Raw genomic sequence first — 24,569 nt, 5'->3', positions numbered from 1 at the left:
CGGTAGGCAGCTGAGAGATCTCTGTAAATAAAGCAGGACGTGAATATTGATCGCCTTCACCGCAGCAATTACGGAACCGCGTTCCACCTGCAGAAACGGTGATCTAATGTGGCGCAGGTCACACAGGAACTGCTCAGCTCATCATGGTGAGCAGTGCCTCGTCGGCCAGGAAGAGCGGGATCGCCCGGGCCGGCTGGGGGACGGCGTAGTGGAAGCCCATGCCCTGGCGGTAGCCGAGTTCGTGCAGCCGCTCGGCCTGGGCCGCGCTCTCCACGGCCTTCGCGATGGCCACGATGCCCAGCTCGTCGGCGACCGCGGCCACCGCCCGGGCCACGGCGGCCGGCCGGGGCGAGGAGATGATCTGCTCGGTCATCGAGCCGTGCAGCTTGATGACGTCGATGGGGGCGGCGGCCAGCGCGGGCAGGGAGCCGCGGCCGGCGCCGAAGTCGTCCAGGGACACCCGTACGCCCTGGGCCCGCACCGCGCGCAGGGTGTCGAGCACGGTCTCCTCGGCCAGCGCGTCCTCGGTGACCTCGATGATCAGGCGCTCGGGGGCGGTGACGGCGCGGGCCACCTCGTCGGCGAAACCGGGCTCGCGCAGCTGGTGGGCGCTGACGTTCACGTACGTCTCGGGCCAGTCGGCCTCCTGCTGGCGGCACGCCTCGGCCAGCATCCAGCGGCCCAGCGGGACGATCAGGCCGCTGCGCTCGGCGATCGGGATGAAGTCGCCCGGCATGATCGGGCCACGCGTGGGATGCTGCCAGCGGGCGAGGGCTTCCAGGCCGGTCAGGCCGCCCTCGCCGAGGCGCACGATCGGCTGGTAGACCAGCTCCAGCTGGCCGCCCTCGACCGCCTCGTGCAGGCCGTCGAGCAGGGCGGCCTGGTCGAGGAAGCGGCGCTTCAGGCCCGACTCGTAGTGGGCGGGCCGGCCCCGGCCGCGGTCCTTGGCCGCACGCAGCGCCATGTCGGCCTTGCTGAGCAGGTCGCCGCCGGTGTCGCCGGGCGCGCCGTGGGCGACGCCGATGCTGGCCCGGGCCGAGATCGGGCGGCCGTCGGCCTCGACCGGACTGGCCAGTGCCACCTGCAGGCGCTCGGCGAGCTCCTCGAGATCGGGGACGGCGATGCCGGGCGCGAGCACGGCGAACTGGTCACCGCCGAGACGCCCCACGAGGTCGCCCTCGCGTACGGCGTCGCGCAGCAGGGCCGCCACGGCCACCAGGATGCGGTCGCCCACGACATAGCCGAGAACATCGTTCACCGTGGTGAAATCGTCGAGATCGACGACCAGCGCCGCGGGCGGATCACCGCGCTGGAATCCGGCGGCCGCCCGGTCGAGACGCTGCAGGAACCCCGACCGGCCCATAACGCCCGTGAGCTGGTCGTTCTCGCTGTCTGCCACGCGCGTAGTATCACCCGCGCACCGGGTTGTCCAGGCGAAAACGGCCGAATCCCCCGGGCGCTTGCGACCGGTATGGTCCGTCCTAACTCGACGTTGGGAGCCGCCATGACCGAGCCCGAGCTGGACACCACGCGCCCGAGCAGCGCGCGGGTGTGGAACTACCTTCTCGGCGGCCAGGACCACTTCGAGATCGACCGGATCGTCGGCGATCAGGTGCGCGACGCCCATCCCGCCATCGTGCAGGTGGCACGGGAACAACGGAGGTTCCTGATCCGCTCGGTCACGTGGCTGGCGCGCGAGGCCGGCGTCCGCCAGTTCCTCGACATCGGCACGGGTCTGCCGGTCGCCGACAGCACCCACGAGGTCGCCCAGCGGGTGGCGCCGGAGGCCCGCGTCGTCTACGTCGACCACGACCCGCTCGTCCTGGTGCAGGCGCGGTCCCTGCTCGCCGCCGCTCCCGAGGGCACCACCGCATACGTCGACTCCGACGTCGAAGACCCGGCCAAGATCCTGCGCGAGGCCGCCCGCACGCTCGACCTCAGCAAGCCGGTGGCGCTGGTGATGATGGGCATCCTCGGCAACGTCGCCGACTACGCGGAAGCCCGGTCGATCGTCGAGCGCCTGCTGGCCGCCGTGGCCTCGGGCAGCTATCTGGTGGTGGCGGACGGCACGAACACCAGCCCGACCATCGTCGAGGGGCAGCGCCGGGCCAATCAGAGCGGTCACCCGTACAACCTGCGCAGCCCTGAGCAGATCGCCGGGTACCTGGAGGGTCTTGAACTGGTGGAGCCGGGCGTGGTGCCGACCCCGCTGTGGCGACCCGACGGCGAGGCGCCGCCGGCCCTCGACGGCTACTGCGGCGTCGGGCTCAAGGTCTGACTTTCCGTACGCCGCTTGAGCAGCGCGTCGACCGACCAGGGGCCGGCCCCCAGCACCGCGATGGCGAGGAAGGCCCACGCGTAGAGCGCCGGGGAGACGCCGCCGTTCTCGATCGGCAGCAGGCCCTGCGGCTGGTGCACGACAAAATACGCGTACGCCATGGAACCGGAGGCCAGCACCGCGGCGGGGCGTGTGAAGACGCCGGCCATCACGAGGATGCCGCAGACGAGCTGGATGAGCCCGGCCCACCAGTTCGGCCACGTCCCCATCGGCACCGCGTCGCCCGAGCCTTCGACGCCACCGAACAGCCCGAGGACCGTACGGGCGCCGTGGAACGTGAAGAGCAGGCCGATCACGATCCGGAAGATCGACCAGAACGGGCCGGAAAATCTGTGCGTGTCCATACGTTCTCCCTCGTCATGGGGACCAATACATCGACGTACGTTAAATAGTTGAAGCTTGATCCACCAAGAGCCTGCGCCTACTTAATCCGACTGGAGCGACATCGACCAGAAGCCATGGTTGTGTCGGACTTGCGACATCCGCTGATCACTTGGCGTGTCTCAGAGAGAACTCAGAGCAAGTGAAGTCCGCCACACATTGACGAACGTGACTGCGTCGGGTGATGATGGCGCCGTCCCACGCGGCCGCACACCGGCCGATCTGTGGGCGGGTTCCATGACTTTGTGGGGAGTCAGCGATGCGCTCCCGCCCGCATTCGGCGGCTTTTCGCGGCGGCGTCCCCCACCGAGAAGGACCCCTCGCATGTCCCCCGCACGCAAGGTCGCTCTGCTCGTCTCCTCGCTGGCCCTCGCGCTGGTTTCGGGAATCACCGCTCCGGCCGCTTTCGCCGCCGAGAAGGCCGTCTACATCCCCGCCTCGTGGAAATCCACCGGGGAGGTGCCGTGGAGCCAGGACCGCACTAAGGAATCGGCCAACTTCATCCTGCTCTGGGGCGAGAAATCGGGCACGAACCCGAAAGCCGCTCCCGCGCCGTACACGTTCGACCCGGACAACATCCTGTCCCAACTGGAATCGCTGTACGCGTTCTACAACGACACCATGAAATTCACGGTCACCGCGCAGTACAAGATCGATGTGATCGTCACGCAGGCCTGGAACCGTACGGAACTCGACGCCTGGGCCACCGGAGGCAGCGCCGACGGCCGGGTCGGTGTCATCAACATCGCGCCCGGCGCCGCATTGCCCGGGTCGTGGGGGCTCGCGCACGAGCTCGGCCACGTCTTCCAGAACCTGACGTTCCTCGGCAAATCCGGTTCCGGCTTCACCAACGCGTCGGCCGGCACCTTCTGGGAGGCGAGCGCCGAATACATGGCGATGCAGGTCTATCCGGACGGCGGGGCGGGCGATCTGACCCGGTTCCTGCGGACCGAAAACCTCGCCTACTCGTCCTCCCGGCACCATTACGGCGCGTGGATGCTGATCCAGTATTTCGAGGACCGGCAACCCGGAATCTTCAACCGCGTATGGGCGGAGGCCCGCAGCACCGAGCACCCCCTGGAGACGTACGCAAGGCTGTTGGGTCTTTCCCAGTCACAGTTGAATGTGGAGCTGGCGCGCTATGCCCAGCACCAGGTCACCTACGACTACAGCAACCAGTCGCATTTCCAGAAGTTCATCGATTCCCTGTACGGCGGCGCCTTCATCAACGCCTACAACGGGGTGCCGGTCGAGGCCGTGAACCAGGCGGCCGGCCATTACGCGATTTCCGACGCGCTCGCCCCCTCCGACTACGGCTACAACAAAATCCGGCTGGTGCCGACGTCGGACGTGATCCGCCTGCACTTCAAGGGTCACGTCAACAGCGCGGCCGGATCCGGGTGGAGTTACGGGTTCGTGGCCGTCTCACCGAGCGGGGTGCCGCGTTACGGGCCGGTGTCGACGGCGTCCGACGGGCAGATCTCGTTCGCGCTGCAATCGGGCGAGAAGGACGTCTACCTGGTCGTGGCCGGGGCGCCGGCGGCGGTGCACAAATACGCGTTTCTCGACGGATACACGAAGAACTACCGCTATCCGTACGAGTTCGGGATCGCCGGTGCGGTGCCGTCGGGATATGAGCCCGGCCATGTGAAACCGGCCGCGACCGGGGGTGGGCGCTGGCACTCCAACGGCGGTGGCTGGGTGGACAGCCGGGCCTCGGTGGCGTCGACGGCCTATGTGGGGCCGCGGGCGGCCGTCTTTGGCAACGCGACGGTGTCGGGGAACGCCCGCATCGAGGGGCTGGCCTGGGTCAACTCGGGCGGGACGGTGAGCGGGAACGCGGTCGTCAAGGACAACGCGATCGTCCAGGGCGGGGTCAACCTGTCCGGGTCGGTCGTGGTCGGGGGTGACGCCGAGCCGGCGGGCACCTGCGGTTCCGGGACCTATCTGCTGTTCAACTCGGACCGGGGGTGTGACGGGCGCGCGGGTGAGAGCGACATCAATCCCGCGTACGCCCGTTTCAGCTCGGCCGAGGTCGCGGTGACGGACGGCGGGACCCCGACACCTACGCCTACGCCTACGGTTTCGCCGACCACTCCCCCGCCGGCTGGGCGCTCATGCTCGGCGCGGCTGGCGATCGTGGGCAGTTGGACGGGCGGGTTCCAGGGTGAGGTGACTGTGACGGCCGGCTCCGGCGGCACGTCGGGGTGGACCGCGACGTGGACGCTCGCCTCGGGGCAGCGGGTCACGCAGTCGTGGGGTGCGACGGTGAGCGCTTCGGGTTCCACGGTGACGGCTTCCAATGCCGGCTGGAACGGGACGTTGGCGGCGGGCAGTTCGACGACGTTCGGCTTCCTGGCCGAGGGTGCCGGCACCGCGCCGACCCTCACCTGCGCGGCCACGTAGCCGGCGGCGCGCGCAGCGGGCAGGTCGGGAGCGAACGCACCGGCCTGCCCGTGCCGGATCAGGTGTCGCGGCCGTACTTGTCGAAGTCGACCGTCCAGTCGCCCAGGCCGTTCCAGATCGGGAGCTTGCGCGGGGAGTTGCGCACGTCGACGATGTCGCCGACCAGGAACGTGTTGTAGACCCACTTGGCGTCGGCCGTGCTCAGGTTGACGCAGCCGTGCGACAGGTTGGCGCGGCCGAGCGAACCGTTCCAGGGCGCGGCGTGCAGATATTCGCCCGAGTAGGAGATGCGGGTGCAGAACTCGATGTTCTCGGACACGTAGTAGTTCGGGTCCTTGGGGTCGGTCACGCCGTAACTGGCCGAGCTCATCGTGTGCTTGCGTTTCTTGCCCAGCACCACGTGCGGGCCGCCGGCCGTCCAGTAGTTGATGCGCTCGCCGTTGGCTCCGGTGGTGCCGCCGCCCTTGCCCAGGCTGCTCTTCATCGTGCGGACGAGCTTGCCGTCGATGTAGACCTTCGTCATGTGGGTGCGGTTGTCACTGATGGCGATCAGCTGGCGACCGATGCGGAAACTGGTCGAGGCGTTCTTCGCGCCGTACGTGGTCTTGCCGAGCTTCACCCCGAGCGCGGTGACCTTGACGTCGATCCTGGTGCCGGCCGTCCAGTATTTCGCCGGGCGCCAGTGCACAGTGCGGTCGTCGCGCCAGTAGAACTTGCCCTTCACGGCGGGCGAGGTGGTGATCTCGATGGCCTTCTCGGCGGCGTTCTTGTCGACGGCGCGGCTGAACCGGACGATCACCGGCTGCCCGGCGCCGTAGGTCTTGCCCTCCTTGAGGGCCATCATGGCATTGGCCTGGAACGTGACGGTTGCCGTCTTCTCCGGCTTCAACGTCGTAAAACTGGCGTTCTCGGTGGACTTCACGCCCGCGCTGTCGGCCGCGGTGACGGTCACCGTGTATTTCTTGCCGTACGCGAGGTCACCGCTCGAGCGCCAGGTTCCGTCCTCCTGCAGCTTGCCGGCGACCTTCGTCTTGCCGGAGGTGACGGTGACGGTCTGGATCGTGCCGTCGGCGGCGCTGACGACGATCGGTGCCACCGGTGACACCCCGGTGCTGCTGGCGGCCGGGGTCACTGTCACCCGGACGGGCGCGGTCGGCGTGGCCGCCTCGGCCGGCGTGCCGACCCAGGAGTTGCCCCCGTCGCCCTTGCCGGAACCGGAACAGCCGGCCGCCGTGGCCGCCGCGGCCAGGCCCACCGCACCGATGATCACCTTGCGTCGCTGAATCATGACTCTCACATTCGAGGGATGCCGATCGGCGCCGTTCCCGGGCCCTGCCCCTATAGACGTAAGCAGGAGGGGAAAACGTTGCCCCTCTTCCGAAGGGGGATCATCTTGACAGATTTGCATCCCGCTCGGTAGACCGGCATCGCTCGAAGGTGTACGCGGCGCCCGGCCCGGAGAGGTGGCGGCAGAGGCACGGGCCGGGCGCCGCGTGTCAGGCGACCGCGATAATCGTGCCGGGCCCGACGATGCCGCTGTCGTCGAAGTCGTACGTCAGGCGGTTGACGATCCGGACGGCGCCCGGCACCTGGCGGGCCAGCCGCTCCGCGCGGTCGGCGGCCGACCAGCGGTCCACCTCGCCGGTCAGGGTGACCACGCCCTCGCGGACCTCGGCGCCGACCGTCTCGAAGATCACCGAGAGCACGTCCCGCCGGATCTCGTCGTCGGGGCGCAGGTGCACCTTCAGCAGGTCGCCCCGGGTGACGATCCCGACCAGGCGGCCGGCCGCGTCGACCACGGGCAGACGCTTCACCCGCTCGTCGTCCAGCGTGCGGGCGGCGGCCGCGATCGGGGTGCCGGTCGCCACGGTGACGGCGGGCTCGCTCATCAGGTCGGTGGCGGCGCCGGCCCGGGACTTGGCCCGTTCCCCGCGCCGGCGGCGGCGCTCGAAGAGGCGGGGCTCGTCGTCCCCCGCGTACTGAATCTTGCGAAGCAGATCCGTCTCGGAGACGACGCCGATCACCCGCTGGAAGTCGTCGACGACCGGGACCGCGCTGAAGTGGCGGCCGATCAGCAGATCGACGAGCTCGCGATAGGTGGCGGTCGGCGGCACGGACACGACGGCCTCGGTCATCACGTCGTCCACGGTCCAGGTCTTCATCGAGCCCTCCCCAGTTCGTCCACCTTCGACGCTAGGCGCGGGCCCGCCGCACGGTCAGGGCCGAAGGACCCGTCCGGGACGGACGCTCAGCTCTCCTCGGCGCGGATCGTGGTCAGGGCGGTCTCGAGGCGGGTGAAGTCCTCGGCGGAGTGACCAGCGGTGGCGCACAGGCGCAGGCGGGCCTGGCCCTCGGGGACGGCCGGGAACGGTACGGCCGACGCGTAGACGCCGAAGTCGAGCAGCCGGCGGGCCCAGCCGAAGGCCCGCTCCGAGCTGCCCAGGATCACCGGCACGATCGGGGTCTCGGTGACGCCCCCGTCGAGGCCGACCGACTCCACCAGCGACATCAGGCGGGCGGTGTTCGCGTCCATGCGGTCGCGGTGCTCGGGCTCCTCGACCACCACGCGGATGGTCTCGCGGATGGCGGCCGTGTTGGCCGGGGTCAGGGCCGAGGAGAACATGTACGGCGAGGTGCCGTGCTGCAGGAACATGGTGAGCCCGCGCGAACCGGCGACAAAACCCCCGCCCGACGGGAACGCCTTGCCCAGCGAGCCGGTCATGATGTCGACCTCGTCGGCCATCACACCCGCGCGCGAGGCGGTGCCACGGCCCTCCTTGCCGACCACACCGATCGCGTGGGACTCGTCGAGCAGCAGGAACGCGCCGTAGCGGTGCTTGAGCCGGACGAGGTCCTCGAGCGGGGCGATGTCGCCGTCCATCGAATAGACGCCGTCGACCGCGATCAGCACCCGGCTGTCGCTCCCGGCGTGCTTGGCGAGCAGCGTCTCCAGGTGGTTCATGTCGTTGTGGCGGAACTTCATCGTGCGGGCCCCGGCCAGGCGGCAGCCGTCGATGATGCTGCGGTGCGCCTTCTCGTCCAGGATCGCGATGTCGTGCCGGCCGACGACACCGGTGATCGCGGCCACGTTGGCGTCGTAGCCGTTGGCGAACAGCGCGGCCGCCTCGGTGCCGAGATAGCCGGCCAGTTCGCGCTCGGTGTCCAGGTGCAGCTCGATGGTGCCGGTGAGCAGACGGGCGCCCCCGGTCGAGGTGCCCCAGCGCGCGATCGCGTCGGCGGCGGCGCCGGTGATGCGGGGGTGGCCGTTGAGACCGAGATAGCCGTAGGTGGAGAAGACCGTCAGATGCTGCCCGGCGAACCGGCTCGCGGCCGCCGCGCGGGCGCCCAGCGGGAGTCCGAAGGTGTATGCGTTGGCGTCGCGGATGGCTTCGATGCGGCCGAACCAGTCGCGGACGGCGGGGGTGTCCAGCAGCCCGCCCTCGGTGATCTCATCGATGGAACGGCGGCCGGACGGGAACGTGGCGAACGGGTTCGAGGCGTATCCGGTGATCGCGTCGCTGGTGAGCATCTGAGGCTGACTCCGGGGATTCGGGCGCTGGACGTGCCAGGTCGGCACGAGAGCCCACTCAACCGGAGAGCAACCGCGAGGAATACCAGCAATTCGGACTTAATGCGCGTCGGACCGCCGCCCGCCCGGCAACCGTCCGGCACCCGGAAGGCAACCGAACGGCGATCGGCAACGGCTCGGCGGATCGGAATTGCCGGAAACAGCGCCCTAACGGGCGACCCGGGCCGGGAGCAGGGCGGACTCGATCTCGGCGGCGGGAGCGGGGCGGCCGAACAGGTAGCCCTGGGCCAGGCTGTAACCGGCGGCGTGCAGGCGCTGGGCCTGGTCCTCGGTCTCGACGCCCTCGGCGACCGCCTCGATGCGCAGGCCGTTGGTGAAACCGATGAGGTGTTCGACGATCACCGCGCCCGCGTGGTCGGCGGCGTCGCCGCTCACGAAGGACTTGTCGACCTTCAGGACGTCGACCGGCACCGTGAGCAGCAGGCTCAGCGACGACTGGCCGGTGCCGAAGTCGTCCAGCGCCACCCGCAGGCCACGTTCGCGCAGCTCGCGCACGGCCTCCAGCGGGGCGCCGGCCTCGAGGACGGCCGTCTCGGTGACCTCCAGCAGCAGGCGGGCACGGTCGACGCCCGTACGGGAAAGGATGTCCTCGACCTCGGCGACGAAACCCGGCTCGGCCAGCTGACGGGCGGAGACGTTGATGCTGATCTTCTGGGGGGCGTGCGGGCCGAAGCGGCGCTGCCACTCGGCGGCCTGGGCGCAGGCGTTCTCGAGCACCCAGCGGCCGATCTCGACGATCCGGCCGTTGCGCTCGGCCAGCGGGATGAAGACGTCGGGCGAGACCAGGCCCAGCTCGGGGTGCCGCCAGCGCAGCAGCACCTCGACACCGGCCGCGCGGCCGTGGGGCAGCTCCACGATCGGCTGGTAGAGCAGGAACATCTCGTCGCGGTCGAGGGCGTCGAGCAGGTCGGCGCCGAGCCGGGCCGCCGCACGGGCCTGCTCGTCCATCTCGGCGTCGAACCAGTGCCGCCGGTCGCCGCCGCCGGCCTTGGCCTCGTACATGGCGACGTCGGCCCGGCGCAGCAGCTCCTCGGACGTGTCGCCGTCGCGGGAACTGGTCACGCCGACGCTGGCCACGCTGCGTACGGGCGCGTCGAGCCGCGGCGACTCGCGCAGGGCGGCGAGCACCCGGTCGAGCGCCTCCTCGACCCGCTCGACCGACAGGCCGGGCAGCACGACCGCGAACTCGTCGCCGCCCAGGCGCGCGACGATGCCCTCGCTGCCCACGGCGGCCCGCAGGCGGCGGCTGACCACCACGAGCAGCGAGTCGCCGGTGTGGTGGCCGAGACGGTCGTTGACGCTCTTGAAGTCGTCCATGTCGAGCAGAGCCACGTGGAACGGCGCCCCGGTGGCGAGCAGCAGGTCGACGGTCTCCTCGAAGAGCGCCCGGTTGCCCACCCCGGTCAGCGAGTCGTGGGTCGCCTGGTGCGTGAGCTGGTCCTGGGTCTCGCGCAGCCGGTTGAGGCTGGTGTCGACGGTGTGCAGCAGCCGGCGGTTCTCGCGCAGGGCGTACAGCTGGCGCAGCATGACCAGCACCGTGAGCACGGCCGTGCTGATCCGGACGGCCGTGCTGTCGCCGCCCGCCCACAGGAGCAGTCCGTCCATGGCGACCACCGCGACGTACGGGACCACGCTGATCCGCCGGCTCCGCCGGGGCCGGGGCGGGCGGCAGTCGCTGCGCCGCTGGCGGGCGGCGGCCAGCGTCATGCCGAGGGCTCCGGCCGGCACGGCGACGAAGCTCGACGAGAGATAGGGGTGGCCGGCCAGGAACGGTGACAGGCTGCCGAGCACGGTGCTGACCGCGCTGCCGGCCGAAAGGATGTAGAGGGCCCGCCGGTCGAGGCGGCCCGCCCCGGCGAACGCGACCTTGATGAAGGTGATCACGCCGAGGCAACCGACGACCACGATGGCGAGCATGGCGCCCGCCGACCCGGTCTGCGCGACCCACGCGTCCTGGTCGCGCAGCGAGAACTGCGAGACGAACGCGCCGCCGGCGACGAGCACGACGCACGAGTCGAGCCAGAAGCGGACCCAGTCGCCGCGGCTGCGCTGCCAGGACGGCAGGCGCAGCAGCGACCAGATCACCACGGCGAGGACAGCCAGATACCAGATCGTGGTGGCGCGGCCGATCCGCTGCGAGGGCTCGGCGGCGCCGAGAGCGTCGGCCATGTTGGAGACGACACCGGCGGTGAAGAGCACGCCCGCCAGCGTCAGGTGCCGCCAGAACCGCCGCGTCGCGGGGTCGAGCAGCGCGGAGCGCGAGGCCCGCCAGCAGGCGTACGCGGCCAGGGCCGTGCTGACCGGCACGGGGAGCCAGCCCACCACGGGATACGCCCACTCGTGGTGGAGGCCGGCGAGGAGCCAGACGGCGTCGGCCAGCACGAGAAGCACGCCGGACACCGTCAGGGTGTTCCGGCGCAGCCACAGCGTCGCCTGCTCCAAGATTGTCCGCCTCCGCTTTGCCTTCCGCGACCGATCCGAGTGCTCCCATCGGCCCGCCCCGGCCGATCTGAAGCAAACTTTCCGGAAACCTGCGGGCACCCCGGCCAGGCCCCCGCCGCACGGAGATCGACCCCGCTGATCGTTCCGGGTAACCTCGGCGTTTCCTCACCTGTGTGTCGAGGCTGCCGATGATCAGGGCCATGGACGGCCACGGAACGGAGCCTGCATGAGAGACCTCGTTCGCCGGCCCGACCCGGTTCTGGCCGGGCTGGCGGCGTTCAGCGTCGCGATCGTGCTCTGGTTCCTGGTCGGGCCGGGTGGCGCGACCACGTCGTGGGCCGTGCAGACGTGTCTCGACGTGATGATCGCGGCGTTCTCGTGGCGCATGGTCCGGGCGACGGCCGGCGACCGGTACGCACGTCGTTTCTGGCGTGCGGTGCTGGCCACGGGTGTGCTGTGCGCGCTCGGCGACGGCTACCAGACCGTGCTGACCATCGTGCGGGGCGCCAACCACCAGCCCAGCCCGATCCAGACCGGCCTGGTCGTGCTGGGCATGGTCACCGTCATCATCACGATGCTGTTCCACCCGCTGGGCGGGGCCGGGCGGCAGCGGCTGCGCCTGTGGCTCGACGCCACGACGGTGCTGACCGCGGTCATCGTCTTCCTCTGGTACTTCGTGCTCGCGCAGGTCGTGACCGACGGCGATCCCACCGAACTGGTCGGCGCCGTCGCCACCTCGGCGGTCATGCTGCTGATCACCGTGGGTCTGCTCAAGCTGCTGCTCAGCGGCACGGCGCCGTTCAGCCGGGGCCCCGGCATCGTCGCCAGCCTCGGCGTGGCCGGCACGGCGATCGCGGCCTCCACGGTGACGCTGCTGACCGGCACCGAGGACCCGGGCGTCATCTACACCGCCCAGCTCGTGCCCTGCCTGCTCATGCCGGTCGGCATGCGCTACCAGGAGCTGCGGATGCGGCGTCGCGGCGCCGAGACCGGCCCGGCCGGGCGGCGGCGGTCCAGCCGGCTTCCGTACGTGGCGGTCGGCGCCGTGCAGCTGCTGCTCGTCGCCGCCCTGGTCGGCAGCGGCGGCGACCTGCGGGTCTGGGGCGTCACGATCGGGGCGGTGGCCATCACCGCGCTGGTCCTGAGCCGCCAGATCGCCGCGTTCACCGACAACGAGCGCCTGCTCGACGAGATCGACAGCAGCCGCGAGTGGTTCCGGTCGCTGCTGCAGCACTCCTCCGACGTCACGCTGGTGGTCGGGCGGGACGGCTCGGTCCACTTCGCGACCCCGGCCGTGCACAAGGTGCTGGGCATCGGGTCCGACGAGATCGACGGCACCGTGCTGGCCGACCGCGTGCACCCCGACGACATGCCGATGCTGCGCGAGCTGATGCAGCGGCTGGCCGCCCGGCCCGGCACCGAGGCCGACGCCCAGGTGCGGTTGCGGCACACCGACGGGTCGTACCGGTGGCTGCAGGTCGTCGGGGTGGACCTGACCGAGAACCCGAGCGTGAAGGCGATCGTGTTCAACGCCCGCGACGTGACCGAGGCCCGCCGGCTGCACGACGAGCTGAGCCACCGGGCCACCCACGACGCGCTCACCGGGCTGGCCGACCGCAGCCTGCTCGAACAGCGGCTGGTGGCCTCCACCGGCCCGGTCAGCGTGCTGCTGATCGACCTCGACGACTTCAAGCCGATCAACGACCGGTACGGCCACCACGCCGGCGACCAGGTGCTCGTCGCGGTGGGCGAACGGCTCACCACCTGGACCGGCGAGACCGGGCTGGCCGTACGCCTGGGCGGCGACGAGTTCGCCGTACTGCTGCCCGGCGCCGACGCGGCGACGGCCGCCGAGCGGGCCGAGCACATCGCGCTCGCCGTGGCCGAGCCCATGCGGCTGGCCGACGACCTCGAGGTCACCGTCGGCGCCAGCGTGGGCGTGGCCACGGGCCGTCCGGACGACGCGGCCCAGCTGCTGCGGGACGCCGACGCCGCGATGTACCGGCAGAAGGCACTCCGAAGTGGATCGTCGCTCGCGCCGGTCCGATAGATTGCCGGTGTGACCGAGAGGATCGTCGCCGGCCGGTACCGCCTCGAGCGCCCGATCGGCCGGGGCGGCATGGGGGCGGTCTGGCAGGCCCACGACGAACTGCTGGGCCGGGACGTCGCCGTCAAGGAGATCTGGCTGCCCGGCGGCGGCGACACCCAGCCCGACGAGGCGACCACCCGGCGGGCGTTGCGGGAGGCGCAGGCGGCGGCCCGGCTGCGGCACGCGAGCATCGTGACCGTCCACGACGTGGTCACCGACGACGGCCGGCCCTGGATCGTCATGGAGCTGGTCGGCGGTCAGTCGCTCGCCGCGGCCATCAGCGAGCACGAACTGCTGACCGAGCACCGTACGGCCGAGATCGGCCTGCACGTCCTCGACGCGCTGCGCGCCGCCCACCGCGAGGGCATCCTGCACCGCGACGTCAAACCGGCCAACATCCTGCTCGACGGCGACCGCGTGGTGCTGACCGACTTCGGCATCGCCGCGATCGACGACGCGACCGCCCTGACCGCGACGGGCCAGATCGTGGGTTCGCCCGCCTATCTGGCGCCGGAACGCATCAACGGCAAGCCCGCGGCGGCGGCCGCCGACCTGTGGGCGCTCGGGGTCACGCTCTACACGGCGGTCACCGGCAAGTCGCCGTTCCAGCGCGAGGACACACAATCCACCTTCGCCGCCATTCTCACGGCGAAACCGGCCCCGCCCTCGTACGCGGGAAAGCTCTGGCCGGTCATCAAGGCGCTCCTGGAGAAGGATCCCGCGCAGCGGCTCACCGCCGAGGCCGCCCGCCCGCTGCTGACGGCGGTCGCGGCCCAGCCCGCCCCCGAAGCGCCGAAGCCCAAGCGGAAGAAGGGCGACACCGCGATCGCCCCCTCGCCGACGATCGCCGCGCCCACCGAGCAGCAGGACGCCGGCAGCCCCACCGCCACCGCGCACACCGTGCTGATCCCCGGGCCGGGCCGCCGTCGCACGGCCTGGGTCGTCGCGGGCGCGTTCACCGCCGTGCTGCTGCTGGGCGGCGGAATAGCGTGGGCGGCCGGGCGCAACGACGGCCGGGCCGGAGACGGAAAGAAAACCGCGGTGCTCTCCATCGCGTCGTCGTCGGCACCGGTCGTCGTCAAGTCGGCCAAGCCGGTCAACCCGTCGCTCGACAGCTGCCTGGTGGGTCGGTGGCGGGTGACCTCGATCCAGGTGGTCAACCACTTCGAGGGCACCGACTCCCGGTTCGTGGGCGGCGCGGGCGGCACCATGCGGATCCGCGCCGACGGCTCCGGCGACGTCGACTTCAGCAAGTCGGCGCCGCTGAAGGCCACGGTCAAGGGCGCCAAATATGTGCAGACGCTGCGCGGGACGGCGACCTTCCGGTCCGAGACCCGCAACTCACGGGTCTACGACATCGAGCTCAGCAACAAGCGCTGGCAGACGATCACCCGCAACGGCCGCAAGGTCACCTTCACCCAGTCGGTCTCGAACGGCGCGTCCCGCGAATACATCTGCTCCGAGAAGCGCCTGACCATCTATGGCGACGACGACACCTCCACCGACGCCTACGAGCGCGTCAGCACCACCCCCTGACCCCGGTCAGTCCAGGTCGAGCTGGAAACGCGCCTCAGTCCAGGTCGAGCCGGAACCGCGCCGCGCAGGCCGATGCGACGCCCTCGACGCCGGGGAACAGGCGCAGCGCGTTGATGCCCATCAGGTCGAGGTCGGCCAGTGCCCGGCGGGTCTCCGCCGTGGGCAGCAGCACGCGGGTCAGAGCGACCTCGCGGTCCAGTCGAGCAACCGGGTCGGCAGCCCGTGATGCTGGCCGAGAGCGATCAGCCGGTCGTTGTCGTCGCACACGTCGGCGGGCACGCCGTGGGCCCGGCACTCGTCACGGAACGAAGCCATCAGCGAGTCGAACCGGGCGGGACGACGCTCGGCGGCGAGGTGGCGGAAGGCGCGGTCGAAAGTCGGTTCCAAACGCCACTGCGGTGAGCGCATCCCGCGGAACAGATAGACGCCACGGCGGTGCTGCCCGTCGGGGAACAGCTCGACCAGCAGGTTCCGCTTGAAGTCGGGCCAGCTGTCATAGCGCAGCCGGCGGATCCGGGCCACCCGGGGCCTACCAGTGCGGCCGCACCGGCGTGGCGCCGACGCCGCGGACGCCGACGGCGTCGATGAGGCACGGGTGCAGGACATACTCCGACTCGGACATCGGCGGGTGGAGGTCGTTGATGCCGCCCATCCGATAGAAGTACGTGCCCTCCAGGCCGTCCCGCCGGCGCCATGTCGGCCGAGATCTGGTTGGCGCACTGCTGGATCTGCTCGGCGCCGAAGGTGCGGGCCTTGGCGGCGATGGTCCCGCGGATCACCTCGGGTGACGGCACCTGCCGGTCCTCCTTCGCCTCGCGGACGGCCGCGCACAGCGAGTTGCCGAGCTCGACCAGATCGCGGGGCACCAGGCGGATGTGCCGGAGCAGATAGTCGGGCATCCGCTCACTGGTCCCCCGGGCGACGTTGTCGATGTCGCTCAGGCCGAGCCAGCGTTCCACCGGGTCCCCTGCGCTGTCCGGCCGGGCCAGGTACCGCTCGTCCAGCTTCTCGATCTTGCGGTCGAGCAGGTAGGTCAGCGAGCCGGCGTCCCAGTCGAGGACCCGCAGGTGGGGGTCGCCGCGGAACTTCCCGGCCATCTCGCCGCGCAGGATGCTGGACAGGACGACGTCCCGGATCGCCACGACGACGTGCAGGCGGCCACCGATCGCCGGGTCCCGGAGCCACTGCATGACCGCGTGGAACAGGCCCTCCTGGCAGGGCAGCCAGTAGCTCGGCGCGGCCTCGAAGAACTCGTCCATGCCGTCCACGTAGAAGGCCATCGGCGGCAACGCGGGGCTCGCCTCGCGCAGGTAGTGGTTGACGTCCGTCCAGGCGCCGTCGCGAAGATACCCGGTCAGTTGCTGGCGGGTGTCGTTGTCCCAGAGCAGCTCGGCCAGGTGGCTGTACACCGTGCCGGGTGTGCGCCGCAGCGGGACCAGGGTGCCGTACTGCTTGAGGGCCCGGGCCGTCGCCGGGTCGACCCGCCGGCTCAGCCCGGGGCGCAGCAGGATGTGCGCCACGGCCGTCCGGGTGATGGCCCGTGACCAGGCCAGCCGCCAGATCTCGGCCAGGTCGCGGGCCTCGAAGAGCTGACAGGTGCGCACCACCGACTCGGTCGGCGGCGGGTCGCCCGGGCACGGAGTCGACGTAGACGCTGGACTCGAGCTCGGCCGACGCCTGGGACCGCCGCAGATAGAACGTCTTGCCGGCGCCCTTCCGCCCGGCGATCACCCGCACGCGCAGGTCGTCGGCCCGGGTCGCCAGCGCCCCGAACGACTCGTTGCCCGCGAAGTCCACGAACCGGTTCATCAGGTCGTCGAGGTTCTCGCGGGCGCCGTCCGGGTTTCCGAACGGCGCGATCCCGTCTCCGATGGTGGGGATTCTCGGCCTCCTACCATTGCACCTCCCGGACCAGGACAGTCCGGCGCACCCGTCTGATACATCGGGCCCGCGGATGCACCCGTTCGGTTGGGCGGCGAGGGCCGGGTTGCCGGTAATTTGGCGGGCGTGCACCTCTCTGTCCTCGGCCCGCTGCGTGTCACGGTGCGAGGGGCGGCCGCTGATCCGGGTGGGCCGCGGCAACGCGCGGTGCTGGCCCGGCTCGCCGTCGCGGGTGGGGCCGTGGTGTCGGCCGACCGGCTGGTCGACGACCTCTGGGGTGACGCCGACGTGCCGGCCAAGGCCCTGGCCACGCTGCAGGTGCACGTCTCGCATCTGCGCCGCGTGCTCGAACCCGGCCGGGCTCCCCGCACCGTGGCCACCGTGCTGGTCAGCGCGCCGCCGGGCTATGCGCTGCGGCTGCCCGCGGGCGCGGTGGACGCGTGGCACTTCGACGACCTCGTACGGCGGGCGGCCGGCGCCGGGCCGGCCGACCAGGAGCGGCTGCTGACCGAGGCCCTGGGCTGCTGGCAGGGCGACGCTTACGCCGAGGTGGCGGCCGAGCCGTGGGCCGTGCCCGAGGTCAACCGGCTGTCCGAGTTGCGGCTGCACGCGGTCGAGGCGCTGGCCGAGGCGCGGCTGGCGCTGGGCGGAGCGGCGCTGGTGACCGCCGAGCTGGAACGGCACCTGCACGACAATCCGGGGCGGGAGGCGGCCGTACGGCTTCTCGCGCTCGCCCTCTATCGCACCGGCCGCCAGGGGGACGCCCTCGCCGTGCTGCGCCGCACCCGTGAGCACCTGGCCGACGAGCTGGGGGTCGACCCGGGGCCGGCGCTGCGCGCGCTCGAAGCCGACATCCTCGCCCAGTCCCCGTCGCTCGAAGCCGGCATCTTCGCCCAGTCCCCGTCGCTCGAAGCCAGCGTCCTCGCCCGGTCCCCGTCGCTCGAAGCCGGCGTCCTCGCCCGGTCCGCGGCCGTCGGCGCCGCGACTCCGGCCGCCGTCACCGTTGCTCAACCGGCGACGGCCACCATGGGCCGGGACACGGAGCCGGCTCCGGCCGCCACGGGCCGGGACGCTGAGCTGGCCGCCATCGCGGCCGCCGCCGAGGAGGCCGCGCGTGAGGGCGCCCGGGTCGTGCTGATCGGCGGCGACGCCGGGGCCGGCAAGACGACGCTGGCCGAGGCCGCCCTGGCCGCCCTGGAACGGACCGGCTGGCGGGTGCGCCGCGGGCGCTGTCCCGAGGTCGAGGGCGCCCCGCCGGGCTGGGCCTGGTCGGAGGCGCTGGGCTCGGACGCCGCGCTCGACGGCTCGCCCAACCCGTTCCAGCTGGGCCGCACCATCGCGACGGCGCTGGACACCGGGCGCGGCGCGGTGCTGCTCGACGACGTGCACCGGGCCGACGACCTCACGTTGCAGCTGCTGCGGCAGGTGGTGGCCCAGCAGGCCGGGCGGCCGCTGCTCGTGCTGGTCACCTATCGCACGACCGACCGCGGCGACGAACTGGAGGCGACGATCGCGGCGCTGCTCGGCTCGACCGCGGCGCACCTGGTGCTGCGCGGGCTCGATCCGGAGGCGGTGGCCGAGCTGGCCCGGCGGCACGGGCTGGCCGAGGCGGGTCCGGAGCTGCTGGCGATGGTCGCCGAGAGGACCAACGGCAACCCGCTTTTCGTACGGGAACTGGCCCGTCTCATCGCCGCCGAGGGCTCGCGCGCCGCCGGTTCCGGGGTCCCCGCGGGCGTACGGGAGGTGTTGCGCCGCCGGGTCGCCCGGCTGCCCGACGCCGTGGCGACGACACTGCGGCAGCTCGCCGTGCTCGGGCGCGAGGCCGACCTCGACGTGCTGGCCGAGGTGGCCGGCCGCGACCCCGACGACCTGCTCGACACCCTCGAGACGGCGGTGCTGGCCGGGCTGCTGGACGAACCGGCGCCGGGGCAGGTGCGGTTCACGCACGCGTTGGTGCGGGACACGCTCTATGAGGACACGCCGCTGCTGCGCCGGGCCCGCCTGCACACCCGGGCCCTGACGGTGCTCGACGGGCACGCGGACGCGGCGACGCTGGCCCGGCACGCGGCGGCCGCGGCCGGTCCGGCGACGGCGGGCGAGGCCGTTCCGTACGCGGTGGCCGCCGCCCACGCCGCCGAGCGGGCCGGGTCGTGGCGGGAGGCGGCCGGCGAGTGGCGGCAGGCGTTGCGGCTGCACGAGCTGGCCGGCACCCGGGCCACCGGTTCGGCGGTCGAGTTGCTGGCGCCGGCCATCACCGCGCACGCCCGGGCCGGCGACGTCGTGCGGGCGCGCCGGCTGCTGGTCGGTGCGCACGATCAGACCGCGCAGGCCCGCCGCGCGCTGGTCGGGGCACACGATCAATCCACGCAGCCCCGCCACCCGGTGGTCGGGGCACACGATCAGACCGCGCAGGCCCGCCGCCCGCTGGTCGGGTCGGAGGATCTGGCCGTGCTGGTCGCGTGGGACGCCCCGCTGATCTGGACCACGCGCGACGGGCGGGAGCCCTCGCACAGCACCGTGGCGGCCATCCGCCGGCATCTGGCGTCCGAGATCGACGAGCCTTCCCGCGTACGGCTCCTGGTCGCACTCTTCCGCGAACTGGAGGGCTTCGACGAGGCCGAGGCCCAGCGGGTCAGCGCCGAGGCCGTGGCCCTCGCCCGGCGGGTCGGCGAGCCGCGCCTGCTGTGTGCCGCGCTCAACGTGCGGGCGTACGCGGCCCTGGGCCCCGACCTGCGTGACGAGCGCCGGGCCGTGGCCGAGGAATACCTGGCCGTGGCGGCGGCGGCCGGCGAGATCGACCACGAGGCCGTCGCCCACTGGCTGCTCTATCTCGACGCGGCCGCGCAGACCGACCTGGTGCGGGCGCGGGCCGAGATGGAGCTGGCCGTCGCGCGTTCGACCACCGGGCAGCTGGGCAGCCTGCTGGCGGTGGTCGGCATCTTCACGGCGCTGCTCGAGATGCTGGCGGGCCGGGTCGAGGAGTCGCTGCGCCGCTACGACGAGGTGAGCCGGCGGATGGCCGAGCACGGCGACGTCAGCGGCGCCTCGATGGGCACGGTCGGGCGGATCGGGGCCGCGGTGGCCCGCGACTCGTGGGCTCCGCTGCTGGGTGAACTGCGGGCGATCGAGGCGGCGTACCCGGGCCGGGTCACCGATCCGCTCGCGCTGGCGCTGCTGGAATCCGGGGCGCCCGAGGAGGCCCGCCGCGTGTGGGCGGGCCGGCAGCCGATCGACCGCAACTACTACTGGCTCGGCTATACGACGCTGCGGGCGCACACGGCGGCCCGGCTCGGCGACGAGGAGGCCGGTCGGCAGCTGCTGGCCGACCTGCTCCCGTTCGCCGGCCGGATCGCCGGGCTCGACTCGGGCACGCTCTACGCCGGGCCGGTCGACGCCGCGTTGTACGCGTTGACCGGCGACGACGCGTACGCGAAATCGGCCGCCGCGCTCACCGAACGCCTGCGGACGCCGGGCTCTCTCACCGAGCACCCCCGAACACCAGGCTCTCCCGCCGCTTGAACGGCAGCGGCAGCAGCTTGATCATGAGCGCGACCGGGATGCCGCCCTCCTTGCGGGTCTCGGCCAGCTCCTGCTCGGTGCAGACGGCCAGGATCCGCGGCACCTCGAAGCTCATCTTGCCGCCGCGCCTGCGGATCGTGGCCTCGACCCGGTTCCACTCGTCGTCCGAGACGTACTGCTTGATCAGCGGGACGATCGTGCGTTCCTCGTCGGCGATGTGCTCGTGCAGGGTGTCGCGCAGGTCGGCCAGGTCGGCCGCGAGTTCGGCCGAGACGACGTGGTTGGTGGCCAGGGCGGCCGCGCCCGAGCGGATCCGGGCCAGCTTGGGGTCGAGCACGGCGTGGTCGTCGGTGAGCTCGGTGAGGTCGACGTGCGCACCGGCCGAACGTTCGAGGACCGGCCACAAAACCTCGTCCTCGGCGCTGTGATGGTGGTGGATGCTGTCGCAGAAGTCGGTCAGGTAGGCCGCGATCGCGCCGGCCCGCTTGCGGTCGAGGCTGTTGTCGAGGGCCAGCCGGGCCGTCAGGTCGGCGCAGCGGTCGAGGTCGCGCAGCATGGCGCGGTGGGCGAGCAGCAGGCCGGTGGGTTCGTTGTTCATGCCGATACCGTGCCGGGGACCGCCTTCAGCCGACCTAAGACCGACTTAACCGCAGCCGTCGCAGGGCCAGGGCGACCTGCAGGCGCAGGCGGCCCGCGGGGTCGCGGACGTCCCAGCCCAGCACGGGCCGGATGTGGGCCAGCCTGTCCTGCAGGGTCGAGTGGTGCACGCGCAGCGCGGTCGCGGCGGCGCGCAGGCTGGCCGCCTCGGCCACCGCTTCGAGGGTGGTGAGCATCCAGCCGGCGGTGGCCGCGGCCAGGTCGAGGGCGCGCTCGTCGGGAACCGGGCCGGCGCCGGCGTCGACGGCCGCGGCCAGCAGCGCGAGGCCGCCCAGGTCGTCGGCGTGCACCACGCGGGGTCCCGGGTCCTGGTCGGTGCCGGCGGCGGTGAAGCGCAGCGCGGTGCGGGCCGCGTCGAGCGAGGCGGGCAACTCGCCGATCGGGCCGGCCGGGCCGATTCCGGCGCGACCGGACGGCGGTTCCGCCGCCCCGTGGATCAGGCGCACCGCGCCGCCTTCGAGCGCTACCGCCCGTACGGAATCGGTGGTGTGGAAACCCAGACGCTCCGCCGCCTGCAGACGCAGCGGTTCGGGCGCGTCGCGGTCGAGAACCAGCTCGACCGAGGCCGGGTCGGGGTGCGGCGCGTGACCGCGGGTGCGTTCCAGAACGGCCCGGGCCGCGGCCGACGCCCGCTCCAGGACCATCGCCTCGACCGGACCGGGCGGGCCCGCGCGTTCCAGCCACAGCGTCGCGCCGCCGGCCGGGGCCGACATCCAGGCCGGATCGGGTGGACCGGCCGGCGTGGCGGCGCCGTCGGGCTGGACCCGCACCTGGACCCGGCGCTCGTCGTCGGCCAGCCGCGCCGGGCAGCCGGCCAGCACGGCCGCCCCGCGCACGATCGTCTGCAGGCCGGCCCGCGCCTCGGTGAGCCGGTCGAAGTACGCGATCACGCGCAGGGCGGCGCCGGCATCGGGGTCCAGCGCCGCCAGACGGACGGCGAGATCCTTCACTACATCCCCATCAACCTCGTGAGCCACCGGATCCGGGCCGCCCGGGCGTCCTGCGAGACGGCGGCCTGCGGGACCATCATGTCGAAACCGTGGAAGCCGCCGGGCCATACGTGCAGCTCGGCCTGGCCGCCGGACCGCCAGATCCCGCTCGCGTAGGCCACGTCCTCGTCGCGGAACGTCTCGGCCGAGCCGACGTCGACGAAGGCGGGCGGCAGGTTCGACAGGTCGGTCTCGCGGGCCGGGGCCGCGTACGGGGAGACGCCCGGCCCGCCGCACTCGGCGCCGAGCAGGGCGGTCCAGCCGGTGTTGTTGGCCGTGCGGTCCCAGACGCCGAGCCCGGCCATCTGCACGGCCGACGGGGTGTCGTTGCGGTCGTCGATCATCGGGCAGAGCAGCATCTGCCCGAGCAGGGCCGGGCCGCCGCGGTCGCGGGCGATCAGCGCTACGCCCGCGGCCAGGCCGCCGCCCGCGCTGGCGCCGGCGATGACGATGCGGCCGGGGTCGATGCCGAGCTCGGCGGCGTTGGCGGCGGTCCAGACCAGACCGGCGTAGCAGTCCTCGACCGGCGCCGGGTGCGGGTGCTCGGGGGCGAGACGGTATTCCACCGACACGATCACCGACGGCACCTCGGCCGCCCAGTCCTGCAGCACCTCGACGCCCGTACGGTTGTTGCCGACGATCATGCCGCCGCCGTGCGTGTGGTAGATCGCCGGCAGCGGCGTGGCGGCGCCGGCCGGGGTGAGGATCAGCAGTTCGACGTCGGGGTCGCCGGCCGGGCCGGGAACCATGCGGCGGGCCACGGTGAAGGCGCCGCCGCGGGCCAGGTCGTCGTCGCTGAGATCGGCCAGCAGCGAGCCCTCGCGCATCGGCTGGATCATCTCGGCGGTCAGCGACGACGGCATCTGCTCACCGATGACGACGAGGGCGGCGGCCAGCTCGGCGTCGAAGGGCGGCGGCGGGCCGACGGGTCGGGTGGATTCGGGCAGAACGCTCGTCACGGGAACCCCCTTGTTACAAGAACATTTCGGCGGTGTGACTCATTCTGTTGTGACCGTCCCCACTCCGGCGAGCGCCGGACGGCGGAACTTCCCCGCCACGTGGCGGGCTCCTCGACCCTACTGCGTGTCGTCGGCCAGTTTGCCCAGCCGGCCGAGCGCCCCCGACCAGTAGGCCTCGTACTTGGCGACCCACGGGGCCAGGGCTTCGGACATCGCCTCGCCGTCGATGGCGTAGATCTGGTTGCGGCCCTGCTTGGTGGCGGTGACCAGGCCGGCCGCGCGCAGGGCCATCAGGTGCTTGGAGATGCCCGAGGCGACCAGGCCCGGGAAGCAGGCGGCCAGCTCCCCGACCGTCATCGTGCCCCGCTCGGCGAGCAGGTCGAGGATGCGCCGGCGGGTCGGGTCGGCCAGGGCCCGGAACAGGTCGTCAGACACCGGCCGCGGTCACCGCGTCGGCCAGGCGCCGCAGCACCTGGTGCTTGTCGGCGCCCCGCTCGTACGCCTCGGCGGTCTTCTCCCAGCCCGGCTTGCCGATGCCGGCGAACCCGTCGTGCACCAGCCCGACCCGGGTGCCGCCGGCGACCGGTTCGAGCGTGATGACGAGGCGGCCCGGGTGGACCCAGCCCGAGTCCTCCTCGAGCCAGGACAGGACGAGCCGCCCCTCGGGCACCATCTCCAGCACCACGCCGCTGATCCAGGTCTCGCCGTCGCCGCCGGGCATGCGGTAGGCGCCGCCGACCCGCACGTCGATCTCGATCTCGGGGGACATCCACCGCCGCAGCCCGTCCTCAGTGGACAGCCACTGCCACACCACGCTGGGCGGTGCCGGAATCTGCAGCGAACGCACGACCTCGGGCATACCGGCCTCCTCAACGCCTTACCACTCAGTAATGCATTACCGTACGGTAAGGCATCGACGCTGACAAGATGGCGCGGTGAACCTGGACTGGGTCGAGCCGGTATGGCGGCGCGTCGCTTCGGCGCAACCGCTCCACGGGGGCTGGACGTCGACCATGCTGCGGCTGACCGCGGACGACGGCGGCCAGGCCGTGCTGCGGCTGATGACGAAGGAACCGTGGCGCCGGCACGCCCCGGGCCTGCTCGCGCGCGAGGCAGCCGTGCAGCGCCAACTGGCCGGATCGGGGATTCCGGCGCCCCGCAGCATCGCCGTCGACCTGAGCGGCGAACGGGCCGGGGCGCCGGCGCACCTGATGTCGTGGCTCCCGGGGCGGCTCTGCCTGGACTCCGCCTCCGACGATGTTCTCGGGGCGATGGCCCGGCTGCTGGCCCGGATCCACCAGTTCGACCCGGGCGACGCGCGACCGCGGGAGTTCCAGTCGTGGGCGGCGCCCGCCAAGCGGGTCGTGCCGGACTGGGCCGAGCGGCCCGACCTCTGGAAGAGCGCGTTCGAGCTGCTCGAGAAGCCCGCACCCGACTACGCCGGGGCCTTCCTGCACCGCGACTTCCACCTCGGGAACCTGCTGTGGGACGGCGGCCGGATCAGTGGTGTCGTCGACTGGGTCGAGACCTCGTGGGGGCCGGCCGAGCTGGACGTCGCCCACGCGGCCACCTCGCTGGCGATGCTGCACGGCGTCGAAGCGGCCGAGCGGTTCACCGCCTCGATCGGGGATGGGACGCGGTTCTGGCACGTCATGGACATCGTCGGCTTCCTGCCCGACCAGGCCAAGGTCGTGCGGCCGTGGCGGGACGCCGGCGTGGCCGTCAGCGAGACGGTGGCCCGGCGGCGGCTGGAGGAGCGGCTAGCGTCTGTGGTGTGAAGGAC

Annotated in this window: 20 protein-coding genes; 6 read left to right on the top strand and 14 right to left on the bottom strand. The window is 72.2% G+C overall.

The annotated features are described in order from the left end of the window. Positions 1-133: 133 nt before the first annotated feature. Positions 134-1,399 (bottom strand): putative bifunctional diguanylate cyclase/phosphodiesterase, encoded by a 1,266-nt coding sequence (locus JIG36_RS09510; RefSeq protein WP_203375644.1) that lies wholly within the window; start codon positions 1,397-1,399, stop codon positions 134-136. A gap of 105 nt (positions 1,400-1,504) precedes the next feature. Between JIG36_RS09510 and JIG36_RS09505 the strand changes: the two genes are divergently transcribed. After that, positions 1,505-2,278, top strand: a complete 774-nt coding sequence (locus tag JIG36_RS09505; protein ID WP_203375643.1) for an SAM-dependent methyltransferase — start codon at positions 1,505-1,507, stop codon at positions 2,276-2,278. Here JIG36_RS09505 and JIG36_RS09500 read toward each other — a convergent pair. Continuing rightward, a complete protein-coding gene (locus tag JIG36_RS09500; protein ID WP_203375642.1) occupies positions 2,251-2,682 on the bottom strand; it encodes a DoxX family protein in 432 nt (143 codons plus the stop codon). The two genes, JIG36_RS09505 and JIG36_RS09500, sit on opposite strands and share 28 nt — an antisense overlap. 361 nt (positions 2,683-3,043) lie before the next feature. Between JIG36_RS09500 and JIG36_RS51715 the strand changes: the two genes are divergently transcribed. After that, positions 3,044-5,125 (top strand): DUF6055 domain-containing protein, encoded by a 2,082-nt coding sequence (locus tag JIG36_RS51715; protein ID WP_236046199.1) that lies wholly within the window; start codon positions 3,044-3,046, stop codon positions 5,123-5,125. Between the two features lie 58 nt (positions 5,126-5,183). Here the strand turns inward: JIG36_RS51715 and JIG36_RS09490 are convergent, their stop codons facing one another. The 4 genes from JIG36_RS09490 to JIG36_RS09475 form a co-directional block, all read right to left on the bottom strand. Beyond that, entirely contained in the window at positions 5,184-6,413 is a 1,230-nt protein-coding gene (locus JIG36_RS09490) for a L,D-transpeptidase (protein WP_203375641.1), read from the bottom strand. A gap of 208 nt (positions 6,414-6,621) precedes the next feature. Further along, positions 6,622-7,287: a CBS domain-containing protein gene (locus tag JIG36_RS09485; protein WP_203375640.1), complete on the bottom strand. Its 666-nt coding sequence runs from the start codon at positions 7,285-7,287 to the stop codon at positions 6,622-6,624. An 86-nt stretch (positions 7,288-7,373) separates the two neighbouring features. Next, on the bottom strand, positions 7,374-8,654 hold the full coding sequence (locus tag JIG36_RS09480; protein ID WP_203375639.1) for an aminotransferase class I/II-fold pyridoxal phosphate-dependent enzyme: 1,281 nt from the start codon (positions 8,652-8,654) through the stop codon (positions 7,374-7,376). Between the two features lie 207 nt (positions 8,655-8,861). After that, positions 8,862-11,156 carry a putative bifunctional diguanylate cyclase/phosphodiesterase gene (locus JIG36_RS09475; protein ID WP_236046198.1) on the bottom strand — a complete coding sequence of 765 codons (2,295 nt, stop codon included), beginning with the start codon at positions 11,154-11,156 and terminating at the stop codon, positions 8,862-8,864. Between the two features lie 226 nt (positions 11,157-11,382). Between JIG36_RS09475 and JIG36_RS09470 the strand changes: the two genes are divergently transcribed. Together JIG36_RS09470 and JIG36_RS09465 are read left to right on the top strand one after the other, a co-directional pair. Then, positions 11,383-13,206, top strand: coding sequence for a sensor domain-containing diguanylate cyclase (locus tag JIG36_RS09470; RefSeq protein ID WP_203375638.1), 1,824 nt, complete (start codon positions 11,383-11,385; stop codon positions 13,204-13,206). 9 nt (positions 13,207-13,215) lie between these two features. Further along, on the top strand, positions 13,216-14,781 hold the full coding sequence (locus tag JIG36_RS09465; RefSeq protein ID WP_203375637.1) for a serine/threonine-protein kinase: 1,566 nt from the start codon (positions 13,216-13,218) through the stop codon (positions 14,779-14,781). A 34-nt stretch (positions 14,782-14,815) separates the two neighbouring features. On the opposite strand, the gene JIG36_RS09460 is transcribed toward JIG36_RS09465, so the two are convergent. From JIG36_RS09460 to JIG36_RS09450, 3 genes are read right to left on the bottom strand one after another with little or no spacing between them, the layout of a single operon-like run. Continuing rightward, a complete protein-coding gene (locus JIG36_RS09460; protein ID WP_203375636.1) occupies positions 14,816-14,953 on the bottom strand; it encodes a hypothetical protein in 138 nt (45 codons plus the stop codon). A 5-nt stretch (positions 14,954-14,958) separates the two neighbouring features. Continuing rightward, positions 14,959-15,189 carry an FRG domain-containing protein gene (locus tag JIG36_RS09455; RefSeq protein ID WP_236046197.1) on the bottom strand — a complete coding sequence of 77 codons (231 nt, stop codon included), beginning with the start codon at positions 15,187-15,189 and terminating at the stop codon, positions 14,959-14,961. Continuing rightward, positions 15,096-16,385: a hypothetical protein gene (locus tag JIG36_RS09450; protein WP_203375634.1), complete on the bottom strand. Its 1,290-nt coding sequence runs from the start codon at positions 16,383-16,385 to the stop codon at positions 15,096-15,098. The genes JIG36_RS09455 and JIG36_RS09450 overlap by 94 nt, the downstream gene beginning before the upstream one ends. Before the next feature lie 403 nt (positions 16,386-16,788). On the opposite strand from JIG36_RS09450, the gene JIG36_RS09445 reads away from it, so the two are divergent. Continuing rightward, positions 16,789-20,181, top strand: coding sequence for an ATP-binding protein (locus JIG36_RS09445; RefSeq protein WP_307872637.1), 3,393 nt, complete (start codon positions 16,789-16,791; stop codon positions 20,179-20,181). On the opposite strand, the gene JIG36_RS09440 is transcribed toward JIG36_RS09445, so the two are convergent. The 5 genes from JIG36_RS09440 to JIG36_RS09420 form a co-directional block, all read right to left on the bottom strand. Beyond that, positions 20,141-20,779 (bottom strand): hemerythrin domain-containing protein, encoded by a 639-nt coding sequence (locus JIG36_RS09440; RefSeq protein ID WP_203375632.1) that lies wholly within the window; start codon positions 20,777-20,779, stop codon positions 20,141-20,143. The two genes, JIG36_RS09445 and JIG36_RS09440, sit on opposite strands and share 41 nt — an antisense overlap. 34 nt (positions 20,780-20,813) lie before the next feature. Beyond that, positions 20,814-21,788 (bottom strand): helix-turn-helix domain-containing protein, encoded by a 975-nt coding sequence (locus JIG36_RS09435; RefSeq protein ID WP_307872636.1) that lies wholly within the window; start codon positions 21,786-21,788, stop codon positions 20,814-20,816. Continuing rightward, positions 21,788-22,786, bottom strand: a complete 999-nt coding sequence (locus JIG36_RS09430; protein ID WP_307872635.1) for an alpha/beta hydrolase — start codon at positions 22,784-22,786, stop codon at positions 21,788-21,790. The genes JIG36_RS09435 and JIG36_RS09430 overlap by 1 nt, the downstream gene beginning before the upstream one ends. A 117-nt stretch (positions 22,787-22,903) precedes the next feature. Beyond that, complete coding sequence (locus tag JIG36_RS09425) at positions 22,904-23,221, bottom strand: ArsR/SmtB family transcription factor (protein WP_203375630.1); 318 nt, start codon at positions 23,219-23,221, stop codon at positions 22,904-22,906. Continuing rightward, a complete protein-coding gene (locus tag JIG36_RS09420) occupies positions 23,214-23,645 on the bottom strand; it encodes an SRPBCC family protein (RefSeq protein ID WP_203375629.1) in 432 nt (143 codons plus the stop codon). Before JIG36_RS09420 ends, JIG36_RS09425 begins: the two co-directional genes overlap by 8 nt. A 76-nt stretch (positions 23,646-23,721) precedes the next feature. Between JIG36_RS09420 and JIG36_RS09415 the strand changes: the two genes are divergently transcribed. After that, the gene (locus JIG36_RS09415; protein WP_203375628.1) at positions 23,722-24,564 is read left to right on the top strand and encodes an aminoglycoside phosphotransferase family protein; all 843 of its coding nucleotides are present in this window, start codon (positions 23,722-23,724) and stop codon (positions 24,562-24,564) included. Positions 24,565-24,569 lie beyond the last annotated feature (5 nt).

The organism is Paractinoplanes ovalisporus (genome assembly GCF_016834655.1).
Classification (GTDB): Bacteria; Actinomycetota; Actinomycetes; order Mycobacteriales; family Micromonosporaceae; genus Actinoplanes; species Actinoplanes ovalisporus.
Note: the sequence above shows the minus strand (reverse complement) of the source record. Positions and strands in the feature narration are given on the sequence as shown.